General features: G+C 70.0%; 18 protein-coding genes and 1 tRNA gene. 14 read left to right on the top strand and 5 right to left on the bottom strand.

Features of this window, described 5'->3' with window-relative positions; genetic code table 11:
• Window positions 1-16: 16 nt before the first annotated feature.
• Entirely contained in the window at window positions 17-2,434 is a 2,418-nt protein-coding gene (locus YIM_RS37025; protein ID WP_153034804.1) for a glucan 1,4-alpha-glucosidase, read from the bottom strand.
• Window positions 2,435-2,719: 285 nt separating this feature from the next.
• On the opposite strand from YIM_RS37025, the gene YIM_RS37020 reads away from it, so the two are divergent.
• From YIM_RS37020 to YIM_RS36995, 6 genes are all read left to right on the top strand, one after another.
• Window positions 2,720-4,678, top strand: coding sequence for a hypothetical protein (locus YIM_RS37020; RefSeq protein WP_153034803.1), 1,959 nt, complete (start codon window positions 2,720-2,722; stop codon window positions 4,676-4,678).
• Window positions 4,675-6,156: an ABC transporter substrate-binding protein gene (locus YIM_RS37015; protein WP_153034802.1), complete on the top strand. Its 1,482-nt coding sequence runs from the start codon at window positions 4,675-4,677 to the stop codon at window positions 6,154-6,156. Before YIM_RS37020 ends, YIM_RS37015 begins: the two co-directional genes overlap by 4 nt.
• A 78-nt stretch (window positions 6,157-6,234) precedes the next feature.
• Window positions 6,235-7,338, top strand: a complete 1,104-nt coding sequence (locus tag YIM_RS37010; RefSeq protein WP_153034801.1) for a sensor histidine kinase — start codon at window positions 6,235-6,237, stop codon at window positions 7,336-7,338.
• On the top strand, window positions 7,331-8,443 hold the full coding sequence (locus YIM_RS37005) for a histidine kinase (protein ID WP_153034800.1): 1,113 nt from the start codon (window positions 7,331-7,333) through the stop codon (window positions 8,441-8,443). Before YIM_RS37010 ends, YIM_RS37005 begins: the two co-directional genes overlap by 8 nt.
• Window positions 8,422-9,078, top strand: a complete 657-nt coding sequence (locus YIM_RS37000) for a response regulator transcription factor (protein WP_153034799.1) — start codon at window positions 8,422-8,424, stop codon at window positions 9,076-9,078. The genes YIM_RS37005 and YIM_RS37000 overlap by 22 nt, the downstream gene beginning before the upstream one ends.
• Before the next feature lie 102 nt (window positions 9,079-9,180).
• A complete protein-coding gene (locus YIM_RS36995) occupies window positions 9,181-9,804 on the top strand; it encodes a hypothetical protein (protein WP_153034798.1) in 624 nt (207 codons plus the stop codon).
• Here the strand turns inward: YIM_RS36995 and YIM_RS36990 are convergent.
• Window positions 9,773-10,588, bottom strand: a complete 816-nt coding sequence (locus YIM_RS36990; RefSeq protein ID WP_153034797.1) for an SDR family NAD(P)-dependent oxidoreductase — start codon at window positions 10,586-10,588, stop codon at window positions 9,773-9,775. The genes YIM_RS36995 and YIM_RS36990 overlap by 32 nt on opposite strands.
• A gap of 320 nt (window positions 10,589-10,908) precedes the next feature.
• Here YIM_RS36990 and YIM_RS36985 point away from each other — a divergent pair, with 320 nt between their 5' ends.
• Window positions 10,909-11,286, top strand: coding sequence for an STAS domain-containing protein (locus YIM_RS36985; RefSeq protein ID WP_153034796.1), 378 nt, complete (start codon window positions 10,909-10,911; stop codon window positions 11,284-11,286).
• On the opposite strand, the gene YIM_RS36980 is transcribed toward YIM_RS36985, so the two are convergent.
• Window positions 11,279-14,242, bottom strand: a complete 2,964-nt coding sequence (locus tag YIM_RS36980; RefSeq protein ID WP_153034795.1) for a glycoside hydrolase family 3 protein — start codon at window positions 14,240-14,242, stop codon at window positions 11,279-11,281. The two genes, YIM_RS36985 and YIM_RS36980, sit on opposite strands and share 8 nt — an antisense overlap.
• 198 nt (window positions 14,243-14,440) lie before the next feature.
• On the opposite strand from YIM_RS36980, the gene YIM_RS36975 reads away from it, so the two are divergent.
• From YIM_RS36975 to YIM_RS36950, 6 genes are all read left to right on the top strand, one after another.
• Window positions 14,441-15,445, top strand: a complete 1,005-nt coding sequence (locus YIM_RS36975) for a LacI family DNA-binding transcriptional regulator (RefSeq protein ID WP_153034794.1) — start codon at window positions 14,441-14,443, stop codon at window positions 15,443-15,445.
• 70 nt (window positions 15,446-15,515) lie between these two features.
• Window positions 15,516-16,751, top strand: coding sequence for an extracellular solute-binding protein (locus tag YIM_RS36970; protein ID WP_153034793.1), 1,236 nt, complete (start codon window positions 15,516-15,518; stop codon window positions 16,749-16,751).
• A 2-nt stretch (window positions 16,752-16,753) separates the two neighbouring features.
• A complete protein-coding gene (locus tag YIM_RS36965) occupies window positions 16,754-17,695 on the top strand; it encodes a carbohydrate ABC transporter permease (protein ID WP_370469039.1) in 942 nt (313 codons plus the stop codon).
• Entirely contained in the window at window positions 17,692-18,501 is an 810-nt protein-coding gene (locus YIM_RS36960) for a carbohydrate ABC transporter permease (protein WP_228004265.1), read from the top strand. Before YIM_RS36965 ends, YIM_RS36960 begins: the two co-directional genes overlap by 4 nt.
• Before the next feature lie 63 nt (window positions 18,502-18,564).
• The gene (locus tag YIM_RS36955) at window positions 18,565-20,514 is read left to right on the top strand and encodes a TIM-barrel domain-containing protein (RefSeq protein ID WP_153034791.1); all 1,950 of its coding nucleotides are present in this window, start codon (window positions 18,565-18,567) and stop codon (window positions 20,512-20,514) included.
• A 32-nt stretch (window positions 20,515-20,546) separates the two neighbouring features.
• Complete coding sequence (locus YIM_RS36950) at window positions 20,547-21,272, top strand: hypothetical protein (protein ID WP_153034790.1); 726 nt, start codon at window positions 20,547-20,549, stop codon at window positions 21,270-21,272.
• A gap of 16 nt (window positions 21,273-21,288) precedes the next feature.
• Here YIM_RS36950 and YIM_RS36945 read toward each other — a convergent pair whose 3' ends face one another.
• A complete protein-coding gene (locus YIM_RS36945; protein WP_153034789.1) occupies window positions 21,289-21,714 on the bottom strand; it encodes a nitroreductase family deazaflavin-dependent oxidoreductase in 426 nt (141 codons plus the stop codon).
• Between the two features lie 90 nt (window positions 21,715-21,804).
• On the opposite strand from YIM_RS36945, the gene YIM_RS36940 reads away from it, so the two are divergent.
• A tRNA-Ile gene (locus tag YIM_RS36940) sits at window positions 21,805-21,878 on the top strand.
• A gap of 649 nt (window positions 21,879-22,527) precedes the next feature.
• Here the strand turns inward: YIM_RS36940 and YIM_RS36935 are convergent.
• Complete coding sequence (locus YIM_RS36935) at window positions 22,528-24,012, bottom strand: alpha/beta hydrolase (protein WP_153034788.1); 1,485 nt, start codon at window positions 24,010-24,012, stop codon at window positions 22,528-22,530.
• Window positions 24,013-24,033 lie beyond the last annotated feature (21 nt).

Here is a 24,033-nt window from a genome sequence, read left to right as displayed (position 1 = left end):
GCGAGTGGGGTCTGTTCTACGGGCGCCAGGTGTCGTTCAATGCCAGCGTGCACCCGGAAGCGGTGGCCGAGCGGTTCGCGCCCGACTCCCAGGTGACCGTGCCACCCTCCTTGCGCAGGTACTTGTACTGGAAGGCGGTGCCCTTCGGCAGCCCGACGCTGCCCGTCCACAGTGGATAGTTCGCCGACGACAGCGGGACGGCCTTCGCCGGGTTCCACGAACCCAGTTCCGGCCGGTCACCGGCAACAAAGACGTTCTGCCCCCACGTGGTGCTCGCGTTGACCGAGAACTGCGCCGAAACGCTCGCGCAACCGTTTGCGTACCGCTGCTTGACCACCGACGGTGTCTCCACCGGCGCGCCCGCGTCGATCGAGTGCGCGAGCCGGACGAACTGCGCCATCGACCACGCCAGCGGCGTCGCCGAGCCGGTGCCCTCGCCGAAGGTGAAGCCGCCGGCGCTCGCCCGGTCCCAGACCTGTTCCGGGATCAGGTGACCCGGGTTCGCGCTGGCCGCCATGGTGGCCAGGTGGGACGAGGCCGAGCGCCCGTTGGCGAGTTCGTACTCCCCGCGTTCCCCGGTGAGCAGCGGCCACAACCGCCCGGTCCCGGCGCCGGTGTACGGGCCGCCGGACGCGGTTTCGCCGTAGCCGTCGTGGTTGTAGCGGTACCACATCGGGCCGTTCGGGGTGTTCACCTTCAGCGTGGAGTCCACTTCGGACAGCGAAGCCGCGACGTCCGGATCGGCGGCCGGTTTCACGCCCAGCCGCACCAGCTCCAGGAATCCGGGGTCGATGATGGCGCGCTCGTCGTGGTTGCCACCGCCGTTCTGCAGGAAGATGTTCTGGCCGTCGTTGGGATTGCCGTTGCCGTCGATGCGTTCGAAGTACCGGCCGTCACCGAGCGGTCCGGAGGTGGTGAACGTCCAGCCGGTCACCTGCGCCTGCCACTGGTCGGCGGTGGTGCGGTAGGTGTTCGCGCTCGCCGTGTCGCCGTTGCGCTCGGCGATGTCGGCGGCGCAGATCAGCCCGGCGATCTCCGCGGCGATGGTGGACGGCGAGTAGCCGCCGTTCTCCTCCCAGCGCTCCTGCGGCGTGGACGGCCCGCGTGAGACCAGGAAGTCCGCCGACTTCTTCACCTTCGCCCACATCGCCGCGTCGAACCGGTTCAGCTGCCACACCAGCACGATCGGGAACGCGACCTCGTCGAGCTGCAGGCTGGTCCAGCAGTTGGTCCCGTCGAGGCGGGTGTTCTGCGGGAACGAGCCGTCCGGGCGTTGCTGCACGGTGAACAGGTAGTCGGCGGAGCGGTTCGCCGCCGCGGTGTCGCCGGCGGCGATCTGCGCGGTCGAGACCTGGTAGAGGTCGCGGGACCAGACGGCGTGGTAACCGCAGTCGCCGGTGCCGTTCGCGTCCTTCGCCTCACCCCAGGGGTTGGTCAGCGACGCGACGTTCGCGCCGAGATAGGTCTTGTCCTCGTGTGCCTTGAGCGTCATCAGCGCGACGTCGTACTGCGTGGTCAGCCCGGCGCCGGTGATCGAACCGGGCACCGCGGCCAGTGAATCCAGGTAGCCGTCCCAGCCGGACCGGTACGCCGTGTCGGCGGCCGCGAAACCACCGGCGAGGGAAGCCGAAGCGGTCGCCGACGCGGCCGCGCGATCACCGCCGAAGCCCAGTGCCAGCGTGAACGTCGTGTCGGTGCCGACCGGAATCTGGCCCAGCTGCACCAGATTCCCCGCGGCCGAGGCGGAGTCGTACTGCGCGTCGAGCACGTGGTTGCCGCTCAGGTCCACGTAACCGTCGCTCGCGCTGCCGCTGTAACCGCTGGTCAGCTTGGTGAAGCCGGTGGAAGCGGCCAGCGCGCTGGACACCGGGCCGTCGGAGGCGACCAGCTGCCCGCCCGCGCTCGCGCCGGTGTCGCCCATGCCGCTGTTGTTCAGCGACGGGTTGTACAGCGCGTACAACTGGAGCGGGCCGCCGCCGAGCACCTCGAACCGGGTCTGGATCAGCACGGTCGCCCTGGCCGGGTCGGTGGTGTGCGTTTTGGTGATCCGGTAGCGGCCGTTGGTGGCGGTGTTGATCTGGCGGTAGCTCAGCGACCGCGGATCGGTCAGCACCACCTGCTTGGTCGTGTGGTCGCGTTCCAGCTGGGTGAACCCGGTACCGTCGGAGACCACGTACTGCAGGTCCTGGACGTTCGCCACGTCCACGGTCGGGTAGTAGACCTCGTGGCTGATGCCCTGGCCGAGGGTGAACCAGACCTTCGAGGCGGTCCCGGCCGAGGTGCCGAAACCCTCCTTGCCGCCGGTGGTCCACGCCGAACCGGTGCCCGGCGCGCCGGGGGCTTCGGCGGGCGCGGCGCTGGCCGGTGCGGGGAGCGCGAGCACGGCGAGGGACAGCAGAGCGGCGCAGACACGCGACCGCTTCGGAGACTTCATGACAGGGGTCCTTCCCACAGACGTCGTCGGCGGCAGGAATTTGTTGTTCGTCGCAACATATTCGGCGACGAGGCCGGGCGACAGGGCCGATCGGGCTAACCCGGACCAGTGCGCCCAGTGGTCCGGTCGGTGCGTGTTCCACTGGGTGGATCACCGGATAGCGGCAGGGATCAGCCCCGATCGGCGGTATGAAAGGGGAGCGGAACTGTCAACGCATACCCGTTTTCCGATCGTGACAAATGCTCTCTATATTGATTGCTCCTACTCGACGAACAAAGGGCGAAGATGCCTAGTGAGCCGACCCGGCTGGCCGGATTGCGGCCCGTCACCGTGGGGCTCGCCGAAAAGTGCCTCGCCCGCCCGGGCGGGCAGAGTTGGGGTGCGCCGCTGGTGGTCGCGCTCGGCGCGCGGGGCACCGGCAAGACGGCGCTGCTGCGGGAATTGGCCGATCGGTGCGCCGATCTGCCGCACGCGCAGGTCGATTTCGAGAAAGAGGACTGGTCGAACATCGAGCCGCGAGAACTGCTCGGTCACCTCGCGTTCGACCTGAGCCGTCATTGGCGGCAGTTCGGCCGGATCGCATTTCCACGACTGTGGCTGTGCATGCTCGTGGTCGGCTCTCCGGTGGAAATCGGGGACCGGCGCCTCGCCCTGCGGAAATTGCGCGAGGTGCTGGCGCAGAACCAGCCGCTCGAGCAGAACCGCGACGCCGTGGTCGACGTGGTCCGGCTGGCCGGCGGCATCGGCGGGCAGAGCACGCCCGGCTGGCCAGAGGCCACCGACCTGCTGCTGCGCGGGCTGAGCTGGTACGACCGCAGGCGGCTGCTCGGCAAGATCAAGAGCCTGCCCGCCAGCTCCGGCAAACGCGAGGACTTCCTGATCGAGATCGCCCGCTGGGCACAGGGCGACGAGGACGACCGCGCATCGGCCGACGCCACCTTCTGCGACGCCTTCCTGGCCGACTTGCGCCGCGCCTACTCCGGGGTCAACCGCGCCCGCCGCACGCTGAACGCCGCCGTGCTGCTCGACAACACGCACACGCCCGGCGGCCAGGCCTTTCTCCGGGTGCTCGCCGAAGCGCGCCGCCGCGCCGGTCCGGAAACCGATCCGCTCGCCGTGTTCGCCACCAGCCGCGGCTGGAACCCGGACTGGAACACCGGATGGCACCCGCCCACCGCCTCCGGGGTGGACGAGCCCGAGCGCCGCCGCCCCTCGGCCGAGCGCACCGGCGGGCTGTCCTGGCCGCGCCCGCGCACACCGTCCGAAGTGGACGAAGACTGGGCGGTGCCGGTCGAGCGGGCGCACGGGCAGTGGTGGCCGTGGTACCTGATCGAACTGGGCACGCTCTCCGCCGACGACACGGTGGACCTCGCGGTGGCCTACGACATCCACCCGACTTCGCGGCTGCCCGGGTTCGTGCACCGGCTGACCGACGGCCATCCCGGCGCGACCACCGACGTGCTGGACACCATCGCGACCACCTACGACCGGTCGAACCCGACCACCCTGCGCTCGGTCTTCCACGCCGAGTTCCCGCGGCTGCGCGAGTACCTGCTCCAGGACTTCCCGGCGGCCGGCCGTGAGGACCTGATCACCGCGAGCGCGGCGCAGGACGTGGAAATCCTGTTCCACCGCGAAATCCTCTCGATGCACCTGCCCGCCGGCGAGGGCGTGCTGTTCAAAACGCTCAGCGACACGCTGTGGCTGCGCGCGGAACCCGGCGAACTCCCGCGCTACGTCCTGCACCCGCTGCTGCGCCGGGTGCTGCTCGGCGAACTGGCCGAACGCGACGACGAGCACGAGCTGAACTGGGACAGGGTGCACACGCTGTGCCGCGACTTCTACGACAGAGGCGGGCGCGGCGTCTCCGCGCGGTACCACGATCTGGCGCTGGGCAACGTCGCCGAAGCCGTGGCGCACCTGCGGAAGCCGTTCGACGGGGAGCTGGACCTGAAGCAGGCACAGGCGTGGCTGGCCGAACTGGACCAGATCACCGCCGCGCCGAACCGGCTGGACAAGACCGCCGAGCCCTACGACCAGGTGCGGGAGCACGCCGGGCAGTGGGCCGACGAACTGGACAGCACGCTCGCCTGGCTGCTGGTGTCGCTGTGGATCGCCGGTGATCCGCTCGGCGATCCCGGCGGCACGCTGGACAGCACCATCGAAAGCAGTTTCCACCACCTGGCGCAGGGCAGGGGCCGCGGCTCGATGCTGCTGCACGAACGCGCGGAGAGGTATCGATGAGCACGGGAACCGACCGGATCACCCCGCCGAAGCCCGCGTGGTGGAAGTGGCTGTGGGTGGGCGGCGTGGTGGTGCTGGTGGCCGTCGTGCTGGTCGCGGTGACCGTGGTGGTCCCCGCGATCAACCAGGCCGCGCGCACCTGCGGTGAGGGGGTGGAGCAGCGCGGCGAGCTGTCCGAGTGCACCGGCGTCACCGACGGGCGGTACGTGTTCAGCCCGGACCTGGCCGACGTCCAGGGCCGGATCCTGGCCGAGAACGAGAAGGTCGCCGGCTCCGGCAAGCCCTACGTCACCGTCGCGGTGTTCCTGCCGATGACACTGGCCGAAGTGGACATCCTGTCGCCGGAATGGGTTCGCCACCAGTTGCAGGGCGCCTACCTGGCGCAGCGGCGGGCGAACGGCGGGGCGTGGGGCAGCCCCACCCCGCAGATCCGGCTGCTGCTGGCGAATCCGGGCAGCAAGCTGGCCCAGTGGGAGCCGGTGGTCGCCGAGCTGGAGCGGCGGATCGAGGCCGAGCACCTGGTCGCGGTTTCCGGGATCGGGCTGAGCCTGGACGACGCGCGGCGCGCGATGACCCGGCTGTCCGAACTGCGGATCCCGATCATCGGCTCGCACCTGGCCGCCGACGAGCTGTCGCAGATCCCCGGTTTCCTGCGGGTTTCCCCGACCAGTTCCACCTACGCGCAGGCGGCGGCGAACTACATCCGCCCGACCGCGCGCACGGCCACCCTGGTGCAGGACCGCAATCCCGGTGACCTCTACCCGAAAACCCTGGCCGACGCGTTCACCGCGCGGTTCACCGACGAGCAGCACCAGATCGTCGGGCAGGTCGAGTGGTTCGACTCGACGCTGCCCGGGGTGGAGAACACCTTCCTGCAGATGATGCCGAACCTGTGCGGCAACAAGCCGGACATCGTCTACTTCGCCGGACGCGAGCACCACCTGACCGCGTTCATCGCGGAACTGGCCAACCGCCGGTGCCGCGACCAGCCGGTCACCGTGCTGACCGGCGACCTCGCGCTGGTCGAGGCCCCCGACGCGGCGATGCGGCGTGGACTGGAGTCGAACGTGACCGTGCTCGCGCCCGGACTGGCGCATCCGCAGGCGTGGACCACGACGCCGGACCAGTTCGACCGCGTCTCGGTGGCGAACTTCCGCGAGCCGGGCTGCGAGGAGTGCTTCGAAGCCCTGTTCCCCGGCGACCGGCTCGACGACGGTGTCGCGATCCTGGCCCACGACGCGGTGCTGACGGTGGCGTGGGCGATCCGGCACTCGGGGGCGAACCCGTCGGTCACGGTGACCGCGCGGGACCTGCTCCAGATGCGCAACCGCCTGCACGACGAGGGGGCCGTCCCCGGCGCCAGCGGCCGCATCTCCTTCGACGACCGGGGCGACCCGGTGAACAAGGCGGTGCCGATCCTGCGGGTGCGCGTGGACGACACTCCGGAGTTCGTCGCCCTTTCCTCCCCGGCCGGTTAGGCGCTGCCCGGCGAGTCTGGTCGACCGCGAGCGTGGCTTGCCGGACAGCGCCTTGAGCCATCTGCTTGACTGCCTTGCGTGCCGTCCGATCGTGACACCTCCGTCGAAGCGGAGTCGCTCGCGGTGGTCGGCCGGTTCGCGGGCGTGGCCAGGGGAACCGGGCTGGTGGTGATCAGCGCGTTCGGCGTGCTCGCCACCCCGGCGGACGCACTGCCGCTGGCCTTCGGCCTGCTCGCGCTGGCGGTGGTCGCCGCGCTCGCCGAGTTCCACGGCGGCCGCACCGGCCGGGGCAGGCGGCTCACCTTCGGGCTCACGCTCGTCCGGACAGCGGCGATCTGCGCGGCACAGGTCCAGACCGCGCCCGATCCCGGCGAACTGAACCAGTGGGCGCTGAACGTGCTCACCATCACCGTGATCACCCTTCAGTGGGAGTGGCCGCCGCGGGTGACCGTGCCCGCGGTGGCCTGCCTGCTGGTGGTCCAGCTCGCCCCGCTCCCGCCGGAGGACGCCGTGAGCACGGTCGTGCGGGTGCTGATCGAAGGCGTGCTCGCGCGGCTGGCCTTCCTCCTGTTGCTGCGATCGACCCGGCGCATCGACCGGCTGCGCGAGCGGCGCGCCCGCCTCCAGCGCGAGGAATCCCTCGCACTGGAACGAAAGCGGCGGGAACGCGAGTACCTGGCGGTGCTGCACGACACCGCGTCGGCCACCTTTCTCATGGTGGCCCAGCGCGGCGAGACCGCGGACCCGGCGGAGGTCGCCGAGTACGCCCGCCGCGACCTGTCCATTCTCACCGGCGCCACCGGCCGCGACAGCATGGTCGAGCTGGAGGCGTCCCTGCGGGGAGTGCTGGAGCAGAGCCCGGTGGTGGTCGACGCGCGGTGGTCGCCGGTGCCGCTGCTGCCCGCGTCGGCCGCGCTGGCGCTGGTGCGGGCGGTCCGGGAGGCGCTGGTGAACGTCGAGCGCCACGCCGGGGTGAACGAGGCCGTGCTCACCGTGGAACCGGGGGTGCGAGTGTCCATTCGCGACACTGGACGCGGGTTCGACCCGGCCGCCGTGCCCGCCCACCGGCGCGGTATCCGGGGTTCGCTGGTCGAGCGCATGGCCTCGGTGGGTGGCCGTGCGACGGTGACCTCCGCGCCCGGCGACGGCACCACGGTGGAACTGGTGTGGCCCGATGGCTGAGTGGCACCGATCGGAAGACGGACTTCCGATCGCCACCACTGAGGAAACCGACCGCGTGCTCGGCATCGTCCGGCTCGCGGTGTTCGTGGTGCTCGTGGCGATCCAGCCGGCGCTCAGCCTGCCGGTGGTCACCGGGACCACCGGCTGGGCCGCGTTCCTCACCCTCGAGGCGGTGACCGTGGTGGCCGCGGTCTGGGTGCTCCGCGGGCGCGCGGTCCCGCTGCCGGTGGCGCTGCCGCTCGCGGTGGTGGCGCTGGCCGCGTCCGCCGCGGCGACCTGGGCGCTGCCGCCGGAGGAGCTGGTCGGCGACCGGCACTGGTCCTTCGGCCTGGCCGGCTGGCACCTGCTGGTGCTGCTGCTGGACCGGGCGGCGCTGGCCGTGGCCGCGCTCGGTGCGCACGTCGTGCCCTACCTGGCGCGACTGGTCACCACCGCGCCCACCGATCGCGGGGAGATCGGCGAGGTGGCGATCGCGGTGCTCAGCGTGATCAGCTTCCAGCTGGCCACGCTGGCACTGGCGCGGCTGGTGCACCGGCGGGCGCGGCAGGCCGCCGAGGCCGCCGCGGAACGCGACCGGCAGGCACACCGCAAGGTGCTCGCCGAGCAGGAGGAGGCCGATCAGCGGAACCGGTTCGCCGGGCAGCTCGGTGCCACGCTGCCGCTGCTGGCCGCGATGGCCGATCGCACGCTGGACCCGCGCACGGCCCGGACCCGGCAGCGGTGCGTGCTGGCGGCCACCCAGCTGCGGCGGTTGTTCGCCGAGAACGACGACGTGCCCGACCCGCTGGTGCACGAGGTCTCCGCCTGCGTGGACCTCGCCGAGCGGCGCGGGCTGACCGTCGTGCTGGCGGTCAGCGGCGAGCCGGTCCCGGTGCCGACCGAGATCCGCCGCGAGCTGACCGCGCCGCTGGTGACCGCGCTGGTCGGGGCCCGGTCGCAGGCGCGGGTGAGCGTGCTCCGGGCGGCTGACGAGGTCCGGGTGGCGGTGATCACCGACGGCGAGCCAGGCGAATCACCGGCGGGCTCTGCCCGCGTCGGAGTCGAGTGCCACACACTGGGGGAGCGGCAGTGGATGGAGGCGAAATGGCGGACGGAACCGAGTTGACCGCGGTGGTCATCGACGACCACCCGGCCGTGCGGGCGGGGGTGGTGCACTGGCTGTCCTCGGGCAGTCCGCCGATCCGGGTGCTCGCCGATGGCGAGGACGTGCGCGCGGCCTGGATCGGCGACGGCGCGCGGGCCGACGTGGTCATTCTCGACCTGCACCTGAACAGCACCACCCCGGCGATGGGCGATCTGCGGCGGCTCACCGAGGCGGGCAGGCGGGTGGTGGTCTACTCGATGCGCGCCGACGACGACATCGCGCTGCAGTGCCTCGAACTCGGCGCGCTCTGCTACCTGACCAAGGCCGAAGGCGACAAGCACCTGGTCGAGGCGGTCCGCGCGGCCGCTGGTGACCGGGCGTACACACCGCCGTCGCTGGCCGGCGCACTGGCCGGTGACCGTTCGGAGCGGCGGCCCGCGCTCTCGGCGCGGGAGACCGAGGTGCTCATCGAGTGGTTCCAGTCGGAGTCGAAGGACTTTGTCGCGCACCGGCTGGGTATCTCGCCGAATACGGTGAACTCCCACCTGGAGCGCATCCGGATCAAGTACGCGCAGATCGGCAGGGAGGCGCCGACCAAGGCGGCGCTGGTGGCCCGCGCCATCCAGGATGGGCTGATCGGCGTAGGCGATTTGTGATCGCTTGTGGTGCGATCGGGCCACACCGGTTGGCCCTGTCGGCGGCTACGTTGCGTGGCGAGCACGCCGGAGCCGATTCGGCGGGGGAGTCCGAGGAGATCCATGAAGTACAACCGCACCGCGGTGTTCGCTGCCGGTTTTGCCGCACTGACCCTGCTGACCGCCTGCGGTGGGCAGGAGAAGTCGGCCGCGCCCGCGCCGGAGCCCGCTCCGGCGGAGTCCACCGCACCGGCCGCCGAGTCCAGCGCCGCACCGGCCGGTTCGACCGATTCGGCCGAGATCACCAAGCCCGGCACCGAACTGAAGGTCGGCGACCGCGCGGTGGTGCCGTTCAAGTACGGCACGAAGCAGACCGGCACCATCGCGATCACCGTCGACTCGATCGACTTGGGCCCGGCCGCGGATCTGGCGGCCGTCGGCGAGAAGGCCAAGGGCCTGGTGCCGGTGTACATCCGGTTGACCGTGGAGAACGTCGGCGGCACCGATCTCGCCCACAGCACGGTACGGCTGCGCGCGCAGGGCCCGGACGGCCGCAGCACCGGCGTGGTCGTCACCGGCGACATCCCGAAGTGCAAGTCCGAGGCCGCGCCGAAGGACTTCACCACCGCCGGGGCCAAGTACGAGACCTGTGAACTGCAGGCCGTCCGCGAAGGCAGCAGTGTCGGCGCCGCGACCTACACCGACCAGGAGAAGGTCAAGGACGCTCCGATCGTCTGGAAGAAGTAAGCCCGAGCCCGGCCAGGCGGGCCGCGTCGGCGGGATCGAAAAGCCCGTTCCGCACATCCAGTTCGGTGTGCAGGTGGAACGCGCTGAGTGATTTCCGCGGCGGCTCGTCCAGCCGGGTGAGAAGAGGCTCCGTCACTTCGGTTGCCGGTTTGGCCCGCGCTTTCTGCTGTTCGATGAACGCGGCCGTCGCCGGGTCGTAGTCACCGGCGAAACCGGTCGCCGTGGTGCCGGGGTGGAACAGCACGTACGCGATTCCGGGGTGTTTCGCGGCGAAGTCGACGCCGAGCAGGTCGTTGAGCCGCCCCGCCTGGAACATCGCGCGCACGCCGTCGTAGTCGCGGGTGCTTTGCAGGTCCTCCCAGTCGATCGGGGTGTCGTGCCCCGGCCCGGCCACGTTGACGACCACGGCTCTTTCCGCCCGGCCGAGCGGCCCGGCGAGCCCTTCCCCGAGCACGGCGCGACTCAGGTAGAACAACGCGAAGTTGTGCTCCAGCCCTTCCTCGGTGACGGTCCTGCGCGTTTGGAAAAACCGCGCGCAGAGCACCAGCCCGTCGATCTCCTGGTGTGTGGCCGCGATTTCCTCGGCCGCCTCCCGCGTGTTCGACATGAGGCTGAGATCGGTTTCGAGAAAGCTGATCAGCCCGTTGCCCTCGGCGACGAGCCGCGCGCCCCGTTCCCGATCGCGTCCGAGCACCACCGCCCGATCCCCGCGCGCGGCGAGTGCCCGCGCGAGCGCGGCCCCGATCCCGTCCGTGCCGCCGGTGATCACCACTGTCTTCGCCATGGCCTGACCGTACCAGCTGGATCACTAAATTGAACCCTTGAGTTCAATCCGGGGCCGGGTGCGGTCGCCGCGGGTCTGCTCACACGGCCGGCCGCCGCGATCGGCGTCCCGGTGATTTCCCCGCAGGAAACCCCGGTGAACACGGCGAATGCCACCGCGGTACCGGGTCGGCGCCATACCAAGCGCTGCGTCGCCGCGCGAATGCTTGTACGGTCGGAGTGTCTCGGTTCAGACAGCAGCCGTCACCCACTCCGGTTTGATCAACCGCATCCGGGGGCGGCGTGCACCCCGCGGCGTCCCTCGGTTTGTGAGGAGGCCGCATGCCCTACCCCAACGCTCGCGCGACCATGACCGTCTCGGCCACCGCGGAGGCGACCGTCATCAAGGTCGGTGGCGAGGTCGACGCACTGTTCACCCCCCGCCTGCGCGACCAGCTCGCCGTCGAAATCAGCCTGACCCCCCGCGCGCTCGTGGTGGACTTCTGCGACGTCCGGTTCTGCTCGTCGGCCGGCCTGGCCACACTGGTCAGGGCCTGCGGGGACGCCCGCGCCGAGGGCGTCCCCTTCGCACTGGCCACCCGCCAGCACGCGGTCGTCCGGCCGATCGACCTGATGAACCTGCGTGAACTGCTGGCGGTGCGGCCCACCGTGGCCGACGCGCTCGAGTGGGCCGCCCGCCCGCTCACCACGCCTAGCTGAGCCGGAACGTCCCCAGGGACACCGGACCGCCGAAGACGAGGTACAGGTCTCCGCGTCCCTTGGCCCCGCTCAACGGGGCCGACACGGTTGTGTAGTCGTACTTCCCGCCCGTGCCCGGCACGGTCAGCGAACCGAGCGGCGGACCGTCCGGCCCGCCCGTCCGGACGGTGATCGTCGCCGGGCCCGGAGCGGACACCAGTGCGGTGATCTGCTTCGCGTGCAGGTCGGCGTCGCGGAAGGCGATCCAGCCCCCGGTCGGCGACACCGAGGTCACCGAGGTGCCGCGTTCCTTCGTGCGGTCGGTGAGCGTGATGCCGTCGTAGTCGTCGAAGTTCTCGGCCTCGGTGTCGCGGCGCAGGTCGCGCGGCGGAACGGCCTCACCCCGGACGCGCAGCGTGCCGCGCACCCGGATGTCCGCGCTGGACGCGCCGACGAGCACGTCGTGCGTGGCCGTTTCGACCACCCAGCGGTCGCGGGTGACGTCCCAGTGCGCGAGATCCGCCGCGCGCAGTGAGAGCGTCACGGTCTTGGATTCGCCCGGCGCGAGGCGCACGCGTTTGAACGCCCGCAAGCGCAGCTTCGGCTGCGTGACGCGGGAGGTCCGCTGGTGTGTGTAGAGCTGCACGACCTCGTCGCCGGCCCGCGTGCCCGTGTTCGTCACGACGACGTTCACGCCGATCTCGCCCTGCGCCGACATCGACGGCGCGCTCAGCCTCAGGTTCCGGTAGTCGAAGGTGGTGTAGGACAGCCCGAAACCGAAGGGGTACAACGGATCGCCGGTGAAGTACTGGTAGGTCCGGCCGGCCTTGATGATGTCGTAGTCGAGCAGGTCCGGCAGGTCGTCCGCCGAGCGGTACCAGGTCTGGGTGAGCCGCCCGGCCGGGTTGACCTGGCCGTAGAGCACGTCGGCGAGCGCGTGCCCGGTCTCCGCGCCCGCGTGCGACGTCCAGACGATCGACCGTACGTTCTGCTGTGCCCAGCCGATCGTGGTCGGATAGCTGTTCTCCAGCACCAGCACGGTGTCCGGATTCGCCTGCCGCACCGCTTCGAGCACGGCCTGCTGCGCGGGCGCGAGGTTCAGGTCCTGCCGGTCGTCGTCCTCACGGCCGCTGATGAACGGCATGCTGCCCGCCACCACCACGGCGACGTCGGCCCCGCTCGCCGCTTCGACGGCGCTTTCGATCCCGCTGCGCACCACTTCCTTGGTGAACACGGTGGCTTCGGCGGGCGACTTCGCGGTGATGGTCAGCCGTCCGTCCGCGCCGACGGCCACGTACTTCTGGTCGCCGAACCACGAATCGTCCGTTTCGTTGCCCGCGTACTCGAGCACGTGCCCGCCGCCGTGCGCGACCAGCTTGAACTGCTGCTGCACGTACCAGCCGTTCGGCTGCGCGGCGTTGTTGACCACCGTGCGGTCGGGGCCGAAGGAGAGGAACTTCCCGTTCGACAGCGCGCGCAGCGTGACGATGCCCTCGCCCCAGTCGTAGACGTCGAACCGCGTGTCGTCACCGGTGGAGGTGGAGACGGCCAGCGGGGTGGCGGCCGCGGTCGCCGTGACGTACCCGGCCGGCGTGCGCAAGGCGATCCGGTCCACGCCTTCGGTGGTGGTCACCGCCGCGCCCGCGGCCTCGGTGATCCCGCCGAACGGGGTGATCCGGTAGGGCAGCGCGCCGGAGTACCAGTCGGTGTAGAGCGTGTCCGCCAGCTGGCCGATCACCGCCACCGTGCGGCCGCGTGCCAGCGGCAGCAGGCCGTCGTTCTTCAGCAGCACGATCGCCCGCGCGGCGGTTTCCCTTGCCAGCGCCCGGTGTTCCGGGGTGTCGACGACCTCCTTGCCGATGTGGCCGTACGGACCGCCGCCCGGGTCGAACTCGCCGAGCCGCACCCGGAGGCTGAGGATGTGCCGGACCGCGTTGTCCACATCGGACACCTGCAGCAGTCCCTGCGCCAGCGCGGCGTGCACGGCCTCGATGGTCTTCGCCGAGTTGGTGTCGTCGACGGTGAAGCTGTCCAGCCCGGCCCTGATCACCGCGGCGTCGGCTTCGGGCTGCGTGGCGTAGTAGGCCTGGCTGCCGGTCAGGTTGTTCGGCCCGCCGGCGTCGGTGACGTTGAACAGGGGCCGCTTCGTCCACGTGCGCACCACGTCGTTGTGGTCGAAGTGCGCGGTCATCGGCCTGCCGTTGACCAGGTTGTACGCCGACATCACGCCGGTGGCGGCGTCGGCGGCCAGCGCGGGCCGGAACGCGGACTCGTAGTACTCGCGCTTGACCCGCGGCCGCAGCACCGAGGAGGCGGTGTCGCGCCGGACCTCGTTGTTGTTGGCCAGGTAGTGCTTGAGCACCGGCGCGGCCCGCAGGTGGTCCGGGTCCTCGCCCTGGATGCCGTGGCCGTAGGCGGTGGAAATCGCCCCGGTCAGGTACGGGTCCTCGGAGTAGCCCTCCTCGTTGCGGCCCCAGCGCGGGTCCCGCAGCAGGTTGACCACCGGGGCCCACAACTGCAGGCCCCACACCCCGGGGTTCTCCGCGTGGAACCCGCGGGCCTCGGTGCCCACGGCCGTGCCGACCCGCTCGATCAGCTCCGGGTCCCAGGTGCTCGCCAGCCCGATGGCCTGCGGGAACACCGTCGCGGTCGCGGTCACCACGGCACCGCCCGCGGACTTGTCGGTGGACCAGCCGACCCCGTGCAGTGCCTCGGTGCCGGTCTTGAACGCCGCCACGCCGAGCCGCGGCACGGGGGCCTGGTACTGGTGCAGCAGCGCGACCTTCTCGTCGAGGGTGAGCCTGCCGAGCAGGTCGGCCACCCTGGCTTCGAGGCCGAGCGTCGGATCGCGGAACGGGAAGTCTGGCACCTGCGCGCGGGCCTGCACGGCCCGCGGCAGGGTGGCCGCCAGCAGCGGCGCCGCGGCGGCGATCGCCAGCACCTTGCGGCGGGAGAGCGGGTTCGAGGACGGGGACACAGCCACCTCCGGACGAACACTGTCGAAGCGATTCGACAGTCATCGATGATCTGTCGGTCTGTAGTGGTGCGCGGTGCCGGGACTATGTCATCGGAACAGCCCCGGGGTCAACGCTCCTTGTGTTCTTCGGCGGACTGGCCTAACCTCACCCCGCCGGTACAGATCGTCGATGCGCTTCGACAGGCGGGAAGGGGCGAGATGATCACCATCGCGGATGTCGCCCGTGACGCCGGGGTCGCCCCGAGCACGGTGTCCTACGTGCTCTCCGGCAAGCGCTCGATCTCACCGGAGACGCGGCGCCGGGTCGAGGCCAGCGTCCGCAAGCTCGGCTTCCACCCGCACGCCGGCGCCCGCGCGCTGGCCAGCAGCCGCACCCAGGTGCTGGCGCTGGTGGTGCCGCTGCGCACGGACATCAACCTCCCGGTGGTGATGCGGTTCGTCACCCCGGTGGTCACCTCGGCGCGCAAGTACGACCACGACGTGCTGCTGCTGACCGCCGACGAGGGACCGGACGGCCTGCGCCGGGTGGCCGGTTCGGCCAGCGCCGACGCCATCCTGGTGATGGACGTGGAGGCCGACGAGCCACGCGTGCCGGTGCTGCAGTCGCTGATGCGCCCGGTGGTGCTGATCGGCGTGCCGGACGACCCGGCCGATCTGTCCTGTGTGGACCTGGACTTCACCGCCGCGGCGGCCAGGTCGGTGCAGCACCTGGCCGATCTCGGGCACACCGAAATCGCGCTGATCGGTCCCTCGCCGAACGTCTACGAACGCGGAACCAGTTTCGCGGGCCGGTTCCTGCGCGGTTTCGCCGCCAGCGCGCAGGAACGCGGCCTGCGATCGACGAGCCACGCCTGCGCGCCCTCCTACGCCGCGGTGAGCGAGTGCGTGGACAAGGTACTGGCCGGGCAGCCGGAGCTGACCGGGCTGGTGGTGCACAACGAGGCTGTGCTCGGCGGCGTGCTGGCCGAGTTGCAGCGGCGTGGGAAGCGGGTGCCGGAGGACCTGTCGGTGGTGGCGATCTGCCCGGAGGACATGGCGGCGCAGTACTCCATCCCGCTGACCACGGTGGCGATCCCCTCGGAAGAGGTCGGGCGGATCGCGGTGGAGATGGCGATGCGGCAGCTCGCCGGATCCGGCTCGCCCGAGGTCCGGCTGCTGTCCCCGAAACTGACGCAGGGAGGCAGTACGGCCCGCCGGCCGTGACGGCCGGCGCGGCCGGTCCCGCTCGCCGTATTTCGAAGCGCTTCGACAGTCCCAAGGTTCGGAGGACCAGATGAGCAGTGCCGCTCGAACAGCTCGGAATCTCGTGATCACCGGTGTCACCGCGAGCGCGCTGGTGCTCGCCGGCTGCGGCCCCAGTGCCACTGACTCAGGCCAGGCGGCGGGCGAGATCACCGCCCTGGACTACTACGCCGACCAGCAGGGCAGCAAAGCCTGGCAGCAGGTGCTGGACACCTGCGCGGCCGAAACCGGGATCAAGGTCGACCGGCAGACCGTGCCGACCGACCAGCTGCTGCCCAAGGTCCTCAAGGACGCCAGCTCGCGCACCCTGCCGGATCTGCTCTTCACGGACAACCCGTCGCTGCAGCAGATCGCCGCCACCGGCGCGCTCACCCCGCTGACCGACTACGGCATCTCGACCGACGGCTACTACCCGGGCATCGTGAAGGCCGGGACCTACCAGGACAAGGTGTACGGGCTGGCGCCGGGGGTGAACGGCCTCGCCCTGATCTACAACAAGAAACTGTTGCAGGAAAAGGGAATCGAGCCGCCGCAGACCTGGGAGCAGCTCAAGGCCGCGGCCACCGCGCTGACCGCGGATGGCAAGTACGGCCTCGCCTTCTCCGCGCTGGCCACCGAAGAGGGTGCCTGGCAGTTCCTGCCGTTCTTCTGGAGCAACGGCGCCGATCTGGCCAAACTGGACTCACCGCAGGGCGTGGAGGCGATGCGCTTCGTCAACGACCTGGTGACCTCGGGCTCGGCCTCGAAGTCGGTGCTCAACTGGAACCAGAACGACGTGGCCGACCAGTTCGTCGCGGGCAACGCGGCGATGATGATCAACGGCTCGTGGAACCTGGCGCGGCTGGACGAGACGGCCGGGCTGGACTACGGCGTGGTGCCGATCCCGACCCCGCGGCCGGGCACCGCGCCGGTGGTGGCGCTCGGCGGTGAGGTCGGCGCGATCCCGGCCACCGGCCCGGACCGCCAGCAGGCCGCGGCCAAGGTGCTCGGCTGCATCCTGAGCGAGCCGAACATGGTCGCCTGGGACAAGGCACACGCCTACGTACCGTCCAAGATGGACGTGGCGAAGAAGTTCGGCCAGGAGAACCCGGCCATGCAGCCGTTCGTCAGCGAGGTGGAGACGGCGCGCTCGCGGACCGCCGAGCTGGGGGAGAAGTACTCGACGGTGTCGCAGGCACTCGGAGCGGCTCTGCAGTCGGTGCTGGCCGGGCAGCAGTCTCCGGAGGACGCGCTGCGGGCCGCGCAGGAACAGGCGGGCCGTCCGTGAGCTTGACGGCCACGCGGGCACCCGTGCGGCCGAAGGCCGCGCGGGTGGGCCGGGGCGGGCAGCGGCTGGCCGCCTGGGCCTTCCTGCTGCCCGCACTGGCCTACATCGTGCTGTTCTTCGGGTATCCGCTGGTCAACAACGTCTCGATGAGCCTGCGCGAGTACTCGGTCCGCTCGTTCTACACCGGCGAGGCGCCGTTCGTCGGGCTGGACAACTACGTGGCGGTGCTCGGTGACCCGCTGTTCGGCACGGCCGTGCTGAACACCGCGGTGTTCACCGTCGCGTCGATCTTCTTCCAGTTCACCATCGGGCTGGCGCTGGCGGTGTTCTTCAACGACCGGTTCCCGCTGAGCGGGCTGCTGCGCTCGCTGCTGTTGCTGCCGTGGCTGCTGCCGCTGGTGGTCAGCGGCGCGGTGTGGCGGTGGATGCTGGACCAGGACCACGGCGTGATCAACGCGGCGCTGCGGGCGGTCGGCCTCGCCGACGGCCCGACGCCGTGGCTGACCGATCCCGGCTGGGCCCTGCCCGCGGTGATCATCGTGAACATCTGGATCGGCATCCCGTTCAACCTGGTCATCCTGCACGGCGGGCTGCGGGCCATACCGTCCACTTTGTACGAAGCGGCGGAGCTGGACGGGGCGAGCGCCTGGCAGCGGTTCCGGCACGTCACCTGGCCGCTGCTGCGCCCGGTCACCGCCGTGGTGCTGATGCTGGGGCTGGTCTACACGATCAAGGTGTTCGACGTGATCATGGTGGTCACCGGCGGTGGCCCGGCGAACGCCACGCAGACCCTGACCACCTGGGCCTACCAGCTTTCCTTCGACGGCGACTTCGCCTTCGGGCAGGGAGCCGCGGTCGGCAACCTGCTGGTGCTCGTCGCCACCGTGTTCGGTCTGCTGTACCTGCGATCGGCGCGGGCTTCCATGCGGGAGGAACAGCGGTGACCCGGTATCTGCGCACCGCGGCCGGGATCGCGGTGGTGATCGTGCTGCTGTTCCCGTTGTACTGGATGGTCAACGCCTCGTTGCAGCCCGCGGGCTCGTTGCTGAAACCGAACCCGGACTGGCTGCCGGTGGACGGCACACTCGACGGCTACCGCAGCGCACTGTCCACTCAGGGCGGTCACCTGATGGCCAGCCTGGCGGTGGCGGCCGGCACCGTGGTGGTTTCGCTGGCGATCGCCATGCCCGCCGCCTACGCGCTGGCGCAGCTGAGGATCCGCGGTGTGCAGGCGTTCGTCTTCGCGCTGCTGATCGTGCAGATGGTGCCCGGCCCGGTGATGGCGAACTCGCTGTACACGCTGTTCAGCGAGTTCTCGCTGATCGACAGCTACCTGGGGCTGGTGCTGGCCGACTCGACCGCGACCATTCCGTTCGCCGTGCTGGTGCTGCGGGCGTTCATGCTGTCGATCCCGCGCGAACTGCCGGAAGCGGCCAGAGTGGACGGTGCCGGGTACTGGCGGGTGTTCGCCTCGATCGTGGTGCCGATCAGCCGCAACGCCATGGTCACCGCCGGGCTGTTCTCGTTCCTGTTCGCCTGGGCGGACTTCCTGTTCGCGGTCACGCTCACCACGGGACGCGGGATAGAACCGATCACGGTCGGCATCTACCGGTTCATCGGCAACCAGAGCGCCGACTGGAACGCGGTGCTGGCCACCGCGGTGATGGCCTCGATCCCGGCGGCGGTGTTGCTGGTGATCGCACAGCGGTACGTGGTCGCCGGGGTCACCGGCGGCGCGCTCAAGGACTAGAGAGTGGTTGACGGTCCACGGCAAGCGGCTCCGCCGCTGGTGAAACACGACCTAGGAGTGGGAATGATCGAAGTGCGGGTCCGCCACGAGGTGATCCGGATCGAGCCGTGGGGCCCGGACAGCCTGCGGGTGCGCGTGGGTCGGCACGGGATCACCGAGGACCTTCCCGGCGCGCTCGTCGCGCCCAAACCGTCCGAAGTGGAGGAAACCGAACACCGGGTGGTCAACGGTTCCCTGACCGCGACGGTGGAGCTGGTCGACACCGACACCGGTGTGGTGCCGGTGCTGTCCTTCACCCGCACGGACACCGGTGCGGAGTTGCTCACCGAGCAGCGCGCGCACTTCTGGTGGCCCGGCCCGCGCCTGCGCGAGGAACGCGGCGGTGGATACGCGCGGCTGGAGCAGCGTTTCCACGCCTATCAGGGGGAGCGGCTCTACGGCCTCGGCCAGCACACGCACGGACGGCTGGACCAGAAGGGCATGGTGCTCGATCTGGTGCAGCGCAACGGCGAGGTGTCCGTGCCGTTCCTGCTGTCCAGCCGTGGTTACGGCCTACTGTGGAATTCCCCGGCGGTCGGCCGCGTCGAACTGGCGGAGAACGGCACCCGCTGGGTCGCCGACTCCGCGCGGCAGATCGACTACTGGATCACCGCCGGTTCGCCGTCGCAGATCATGTCGCGCTACGCCGACGCGACCGGGCACGCGCCGATGCTGCCGGAGTGGGCGAGCGGGTTCTGGCAGTCGAAGCTGCGTTACCGCAGCCAGGCGGAACTGCTCGACGTGGCAAGGGAACACCACCGGCGCGGCCTGCCGATGTCGGTGCTGGTGGCGGACTTCTTCCACTGGACGCACCTGGGCGACTGGCGGTTCGACCCGGCCGAGTGGCCGGACCCGGACGCGATGATCGCCGAACTGGAGTCGCTGGGCATCCGGCTGATGGTTTCGATCTGGCCGTCGGTGAGCCCGCTGAGCGAGAACTTCCCCGCGATGCGCGACCGCGGGCTGCTGGTGGGCACCGAACACGGCCTTCCGGCACACGCTCCCTGGCACGACAAGGGATTCGACGTCGAAATGCCGGTTGCCTTCTACGACCCGACGAACCCGGAAGCGCGGGAGTTCGTCTGGGAGACGGTCAAGCGGAACTACTACGACCGCGGCGTGCGCGCGTTCTGGCTGGACGCCTGCGAACCCGAGCTGCAGCCGGGGCACCCGCACAACCTGAGCTACCACAGTGGACCGGGTAGCGAGGTGTCGAACATGTACCCGCTGGCGAGCGCGCAGACCTTCCACGAGGGTGCGCGCGGTGCCGGTTCCGATGACGTGGTGCTGCTGTGCCGGTCGGCGTGGGCGGGCAGCCAGCGCTACGGCGCCGCGCTGTGGTCGGGCGACATCGCGGCGACGTGGGATTCGCTGCGGACGCAGGTGCGGGCGGGGCTGAACGTGGCCCTTTCCGGAATTCCCTGGTGGACCACGGACATCGGTGGTTTCCACGGTGGTGACCCGGATTCGCCGGAGTACCGCGAGCTGATCGTGCGATGGTTCCAGTACGGGGTGTTCTGCCCGCTGTTCCGGTTGCACGGGGTGCGTGACCCGCGGGTGCCGTTCGGGCCGGAGATGACCGGCGGGCCGAACGAGGTGTGGAGCTACGGCGAGGAGGCGGGCGAGCTGATCGCGGCGTCGCTGTGGTTGCGGGAGCGGATCCGGCCCTACCTGATGGAGCAGATGCGGGCCGCGCACGAACACGGCACGCCGCCGATGCGCCCGCTCTTCGTGGAGTTCCCGGACGACGCCGCTTCCTGGGAAGTGGACGACGAGTTCATGCTCGGCCCCGACCTGCTGGTCGCACCGGTGCTGCACGCCGGCGCCACCTCGCGTGAGGTCTACCTGCCCCCGGGCGCGACGTGGACCGACGCGTGGACGGGCGAGGTCTTTACCGGCGGTTCGGTGGAGGCGCCGCTTGATCGCATCCCGTTGTTCCTGCGTGACGGAGCGAAGTTGCCGATCTCGGGGTGAGCCGCGGGCGTTCCGGGCGCGTATGAGTGGGTATGGCGTGGCGAGTGGCGAACGCACTGGACAAACTGCTGGCACAACTGGACGCGCTGGCCCCGAACCGCAACCGGGCCAGCGACGGCTCGATCGGGGACACTTCGCACCAGAACCGGGACAGCGACCACAACCCGTGGTATGGCCCCGGAATCGTGACCGCCCGCGACTTCACGCACGACCCGGGTGGCGGTCTCGACTGCCACTGGCTGGCCGCGCGGCTGGTCGAGGTGCGTGACTGGCGGATCAAGTACATCGTCTGGGACCGCCGGATCGTGGACTCGCGGACCAGCCCGTGGCAGTGGCGGTCGTATCATGGCGAGAACCCGCATACCAGCCACCTGCACCTTTCGGTACTGCCCAACCCTTCCTGCGACGACGTCACCCCCTGGGACCTCGGCGTCGCCGCGGTGTTCGACAGCGAGGAGCACAGCGTGGAACTGACTCCGGGGACCTTCGTGTCCAAGACCCTGGTGTGCCCGTCGGTGGCCGCGGACCTGGTGATCAGCCTGGGGTTCGTGACGTTCACCGTGCACCACATCAAGTTCTTCGGGCCGACGCCGGAAACGGGCGCGGCGGAACTGGCGTCCTACGGGGAACAGTTCGTCGACCCGGCGCGACCGTATGTCACGCCGGCCCCGGCGGGCGCGGTCACCGCGGAAATCCTCTACACCCTCGCGCCCGGCACACCACAACATACGGCGGTGGCCGCTTTCCGCGCTCGTTGAACGGGATCGAAAGGCCCTATTTCCGGGTGAGAACGACCAGCGGTATTTCCCGGTCCGCCTTTGTCCGGTACGAGCGGTAGGTGGGAAAGAGTTCCACCATCTTTTCCCACAGCCGGTCCCATTCCGCGCCCTTGGCGGGCTCCGCGACGGCTTCGAAGGTCTCCGCCCCGACCTGCACGGTGACCACCGGCTCGGCGGTCAGGTTCAGGTACCAGGCGGGATGCTTGGCCGCGCCCCCGTTGGAGGCCACCACCACGTACCGGCCGTCGTCCTCGCCGTAGTAGAGGGCCGTCCGCCGCAGTTGGCCGGTCTTGCGGCCACGCGTGGTGAGCAGCAGCGCGGGCACACCGTGGAAGACGCCGCCCTGCTCGCCGCCGGTTTCGAGGTAACGCCGCACGTGCTGGGCGACCCACTTGGTGGGGCTGTCCGTCGGTTCTGCCATCCGCTCACCCTATCGGTGGCCCCCGTCACCGATGAGGTAAGTTCGACCAGCGACCTCGCGGGGGCTTCGTCGCGCCCGCCCGCTCGCACGGGGCCGGTAGCTCAGTTGGTCAGAGCAGGGGACTCATAATCCCTTGGCCGCGGGTTCGAGCCCCGCCCGGCCCACTCTCATATTTGACCTCTGACCTGCTGGTTCTTTGCTAATCGGGATTAACTTGTCTTGTCCGGTTGAGCGCTGCGGGCTCCGTGGGGGCTCCGTTCTCACTGCCGTGCTGGTGCGCGCGGTCGAGGCTGCGGCCTGTCGTTCGAAGGCTGGATCCCCTGCGTAGTGGACTGGCCAGCGATGGTGGCGTGTCCGCTGTCGGTGCCTGCGGGCTGAGGCAAGGGATCCTCGTAGTTCCGCGTCATCGTGCATGAGATCGGCAACCGCGATTCTTCTCGTGCCGAGGAAGAAGAAAGGTGATGACTCGAATTCCTCGCAAGAATAGTGCTTTCGTTTAGCTGAGTTCCGTATCGGACAACAGAACCGCTACGCGCATGTCGAGTACTGTCGGTACCCCAACCCGCTGGTTAAGAGCCGTGTCGGATGGTGTCGAGTGATGTCGAACAAGACCTCTTCGGCCGCTCGGCGGTGGCGCGGCCTGTCCGTTGATGTTGACAAGTGTCGACCGCTGTCGTCCTGTCCAAGCCCTCTCGGGCTCCCCTCGGGCTCGCAGATGCCGGGGCATGCCAGCGCTTTCGGAGCGGTTACGGTGCCGTCACTGACGAAAAAGCGCGGGACGTCTTCGGCGAACGGACACCGCGCGTCTGGCACTCAGTCCGCGTGGCAGGTGATATCGGTGCCGGGCAGGGTGCCGTCGTGGAGGTAGGTGTTCACCGCGTTCTGCACGCAGGTGTTGGGCAACCGGCCGAAGATGCCGTGCATGCGCACATCCTGGAGGGTGACCAGGCGGGAACCGGACATCGCCCGGTGGAGGTGCACACCTTCGTGGTAGACGGTGCGGGTGTCGCGGGTGGCTTGGAGGATGAGGGCGGGGACCTGGTTCCGCACGATTGTCCGTGGTTCACGGGGCGATGGCCAGAACGCGCACGCGGTGATGTTGTTCGCGTACGGCCCGAACACCGGCTGATCGGCACGGCTGCGCTGGATGTTGCGCCAGTACCATTCCGGATCCCGCGGCACGGCGGCGTCACCGCAGATCACGGCCGTCTGGCTGGACAGATCCTGCGGCTTGCCTGTCAGCATGAAGCGCAGTTCGTCGTCGAAGTCCTTGCTCGGCTGGACCGGTTTGCCCGCGGCCGCGTCAGCGATCTGCCGCACCCGTTGGGCCAGATGCGCGTTGTAGCGGGCGTCGAACAGCAGCGTGAACAGCGTCATGGGCAGGAAACGTTCGTCGAGGAGGTGGTCACCGATGCGGATCGGCGACCTGGCTGCCTGGCTGATCAGGCGCTCGACCAGGGCCCGCACCTGCTGCCCGGTGGCACCGAGGTGGTATTCGGTGTCGCGGGCCGCGGTCCAGCTCGCCCACTCGTCCAGCGCGGCCTCGTTCAGCGGCGCACTGTTCCTGATCGACCCGGCCATGTACGAGGTCGGGTCGATCGCGCTGTCCAGCACGATCCGGTCGCCGCGGTGCGGGAACAGCTGGGTGAAGACCGAGCCGAGGTAGGTGCCGTAGGAGAAGCCGAGGTAGGACAGCTTCGTCTCGCCCAGGGCGCCGCGGATGACGTCCATGTCCCGTGCGGTGTTGCGGGTGGTGATGTGGGCGATCCTGTCGCCTTCCTTCCGTGCACACCGCCCGGCGAGATCGGCCTGGGTCCGTACCGCCCGGTCGAATTCCTCCCTGTCGAGTCCGGCCGACCAGAGCATGTGCCCGATGGGCCAGGCGCAGTCGATCGCCGCACTCCGCCCGACGCCCCTCGGATCCATGCCGATCAGGTCGTAGCGCGAGGAGACCTCAGCCGTCATCGCCCCCTTGATGTGGAGCATGAACTGCAGGCCCGCGCCGCCGGGACCGCCGGGGTTGGAGAGCATGATCCCGCGCCGGTTCTCGGTGTCGGTCGCCTTGAGTCGTGAGATCGCCACCTGGATCGTGCGCCCCCGCGGCATCGAGTAGTCCAACGGCACCGTGACCTCGGCACACTGGGCGCCTGCCTGGTCCAGTGCCACATCCCCGCAGGCCGCCCACTCGACGTCCTGCTCGTAGAAGCGAGCTAAACCGTTGGTGTCGGCGACCGCGGTCCCGGTCAGCAGCCCGGCTTCCAGCGCCAGTGCAGTGAGCACGGCAATTACCCGTCGCATTTCGTCATCCTCATTCTTTCG

The organism is Amycolatopsis sp. YIM 10, from assembly GCF_009429145.1.
GTDB lineage: Bacteria > Actinomycetota > Actinomycetes > Mycobacteriales > Pseudonocardiaceae > Amycolatopsis.
The sequence above is the reverse complement of the archived record's forward strand: the minus strand, read 5'-3'. Positions and strand labels throughout refer to the sequence as shown.

Excerpts from the sequence above, each read along its gene's own strand:
- YIM_RS37025 (WP_153034804.1), bottom strand. The coding sequence starts at position 2,434 with ATGAAGTCTCCGAAGCGGTCGCGTGTCTGCGCCGCTCTGCTGTCCCTC.
- YIM_RS37020 (WP_153034803.1), top strand. The coding sequence starts at position 2,720 with ATGCCTAGTGAGCCGACCCGGCTGGCCGGATTGCGGCCCGTCACCGTG.
- YIM_RS37015 (WP_153034802.1), top strand. The coding sequence starts at position 4,675 with ATGAGCACGGGAACCGACCGGATCACCCCGCCGAAGCCCGCGTGGTGG.
- YIM_RS37005 (WP_153034800.1), top strand. The coding sequence starts at position 7,331 with ATGGCTGAGTGGCACCGATCGGAAGACGGACTTCCGATCGCCACCACT.
- YIM_RS37000 (WP_153034799.1), top strand. The coding sequence starts at position 8,422 with ATGGCGGACGGAACCGAGTTGACCGCGGTGGTCATCGACGACCACCCG.
- YIM_RS36995 (WP_153034798.1), top strand. The coding sequence starts at position 9,181 with ATGAAGTACAACCGCACCGCGGTGTTCGCTGCCGGTTTTGCCGCACTG.
- YIM_RS36990 (WP_153034797.1), bottom strand. The coding sequence starts at position 10,588 with ATGGCGAAGACAGTGGTGATCACCGGCGGCACGGACGGGATCGGGGCC.
- YIM_RS36985 (WP_153034796.1), top strand. The coding sequence starts at position 10,909 with ATGCCCTACCCCAACGCTCGCGCGACCATGACCGTCTCGGCCACCGCG.
- YIM_RS36975 (WP_153034794.1), top strand. The coding sequence starts at position 14,441 with ATGATCACCATCGCGGATGTCGCCCGTGACGCCGGGGTCGCCCCGAGC.
- YIM_RS36970 (WP_153034793.1), top strand. The coding sequence starts at position 15,516 with ATGAGCAGTGCCGCTCGAACAGCTCGGAATCTCGTGATCACCGGTGTC.
- YIM_RS36955 (WP_153034791.1), top strand. The coding sequence starts at position 18,565 with ATGATCGAAGTGCGGGTCCGCCACGAGGTGATCCGGATCGAGCCGTGG.
- YIM_RS36950 (WP_153034790.1), top strand. The coding sequence starts at position 20,547 with ATGGCGTGGCGAGTGGCGAACGCACTGGACAAACTGCTGGCACAACTG.
- YIM_RS36945 (WP_153034789.1), bottom strand. The coding sequence starts at position 21,714 with ATGGCAGAACCGACGGACAGCCCCACCAAGTGGGTCGCCCAGCACGTG.
- YIM_RS36935 (WP_153034788.1), bottom strand. The coding sequence starts at position 24,012 with ATGCGACGGGTAATTGCCGTGCTCACTGCACTGGCGCTGGAAGCCGGG.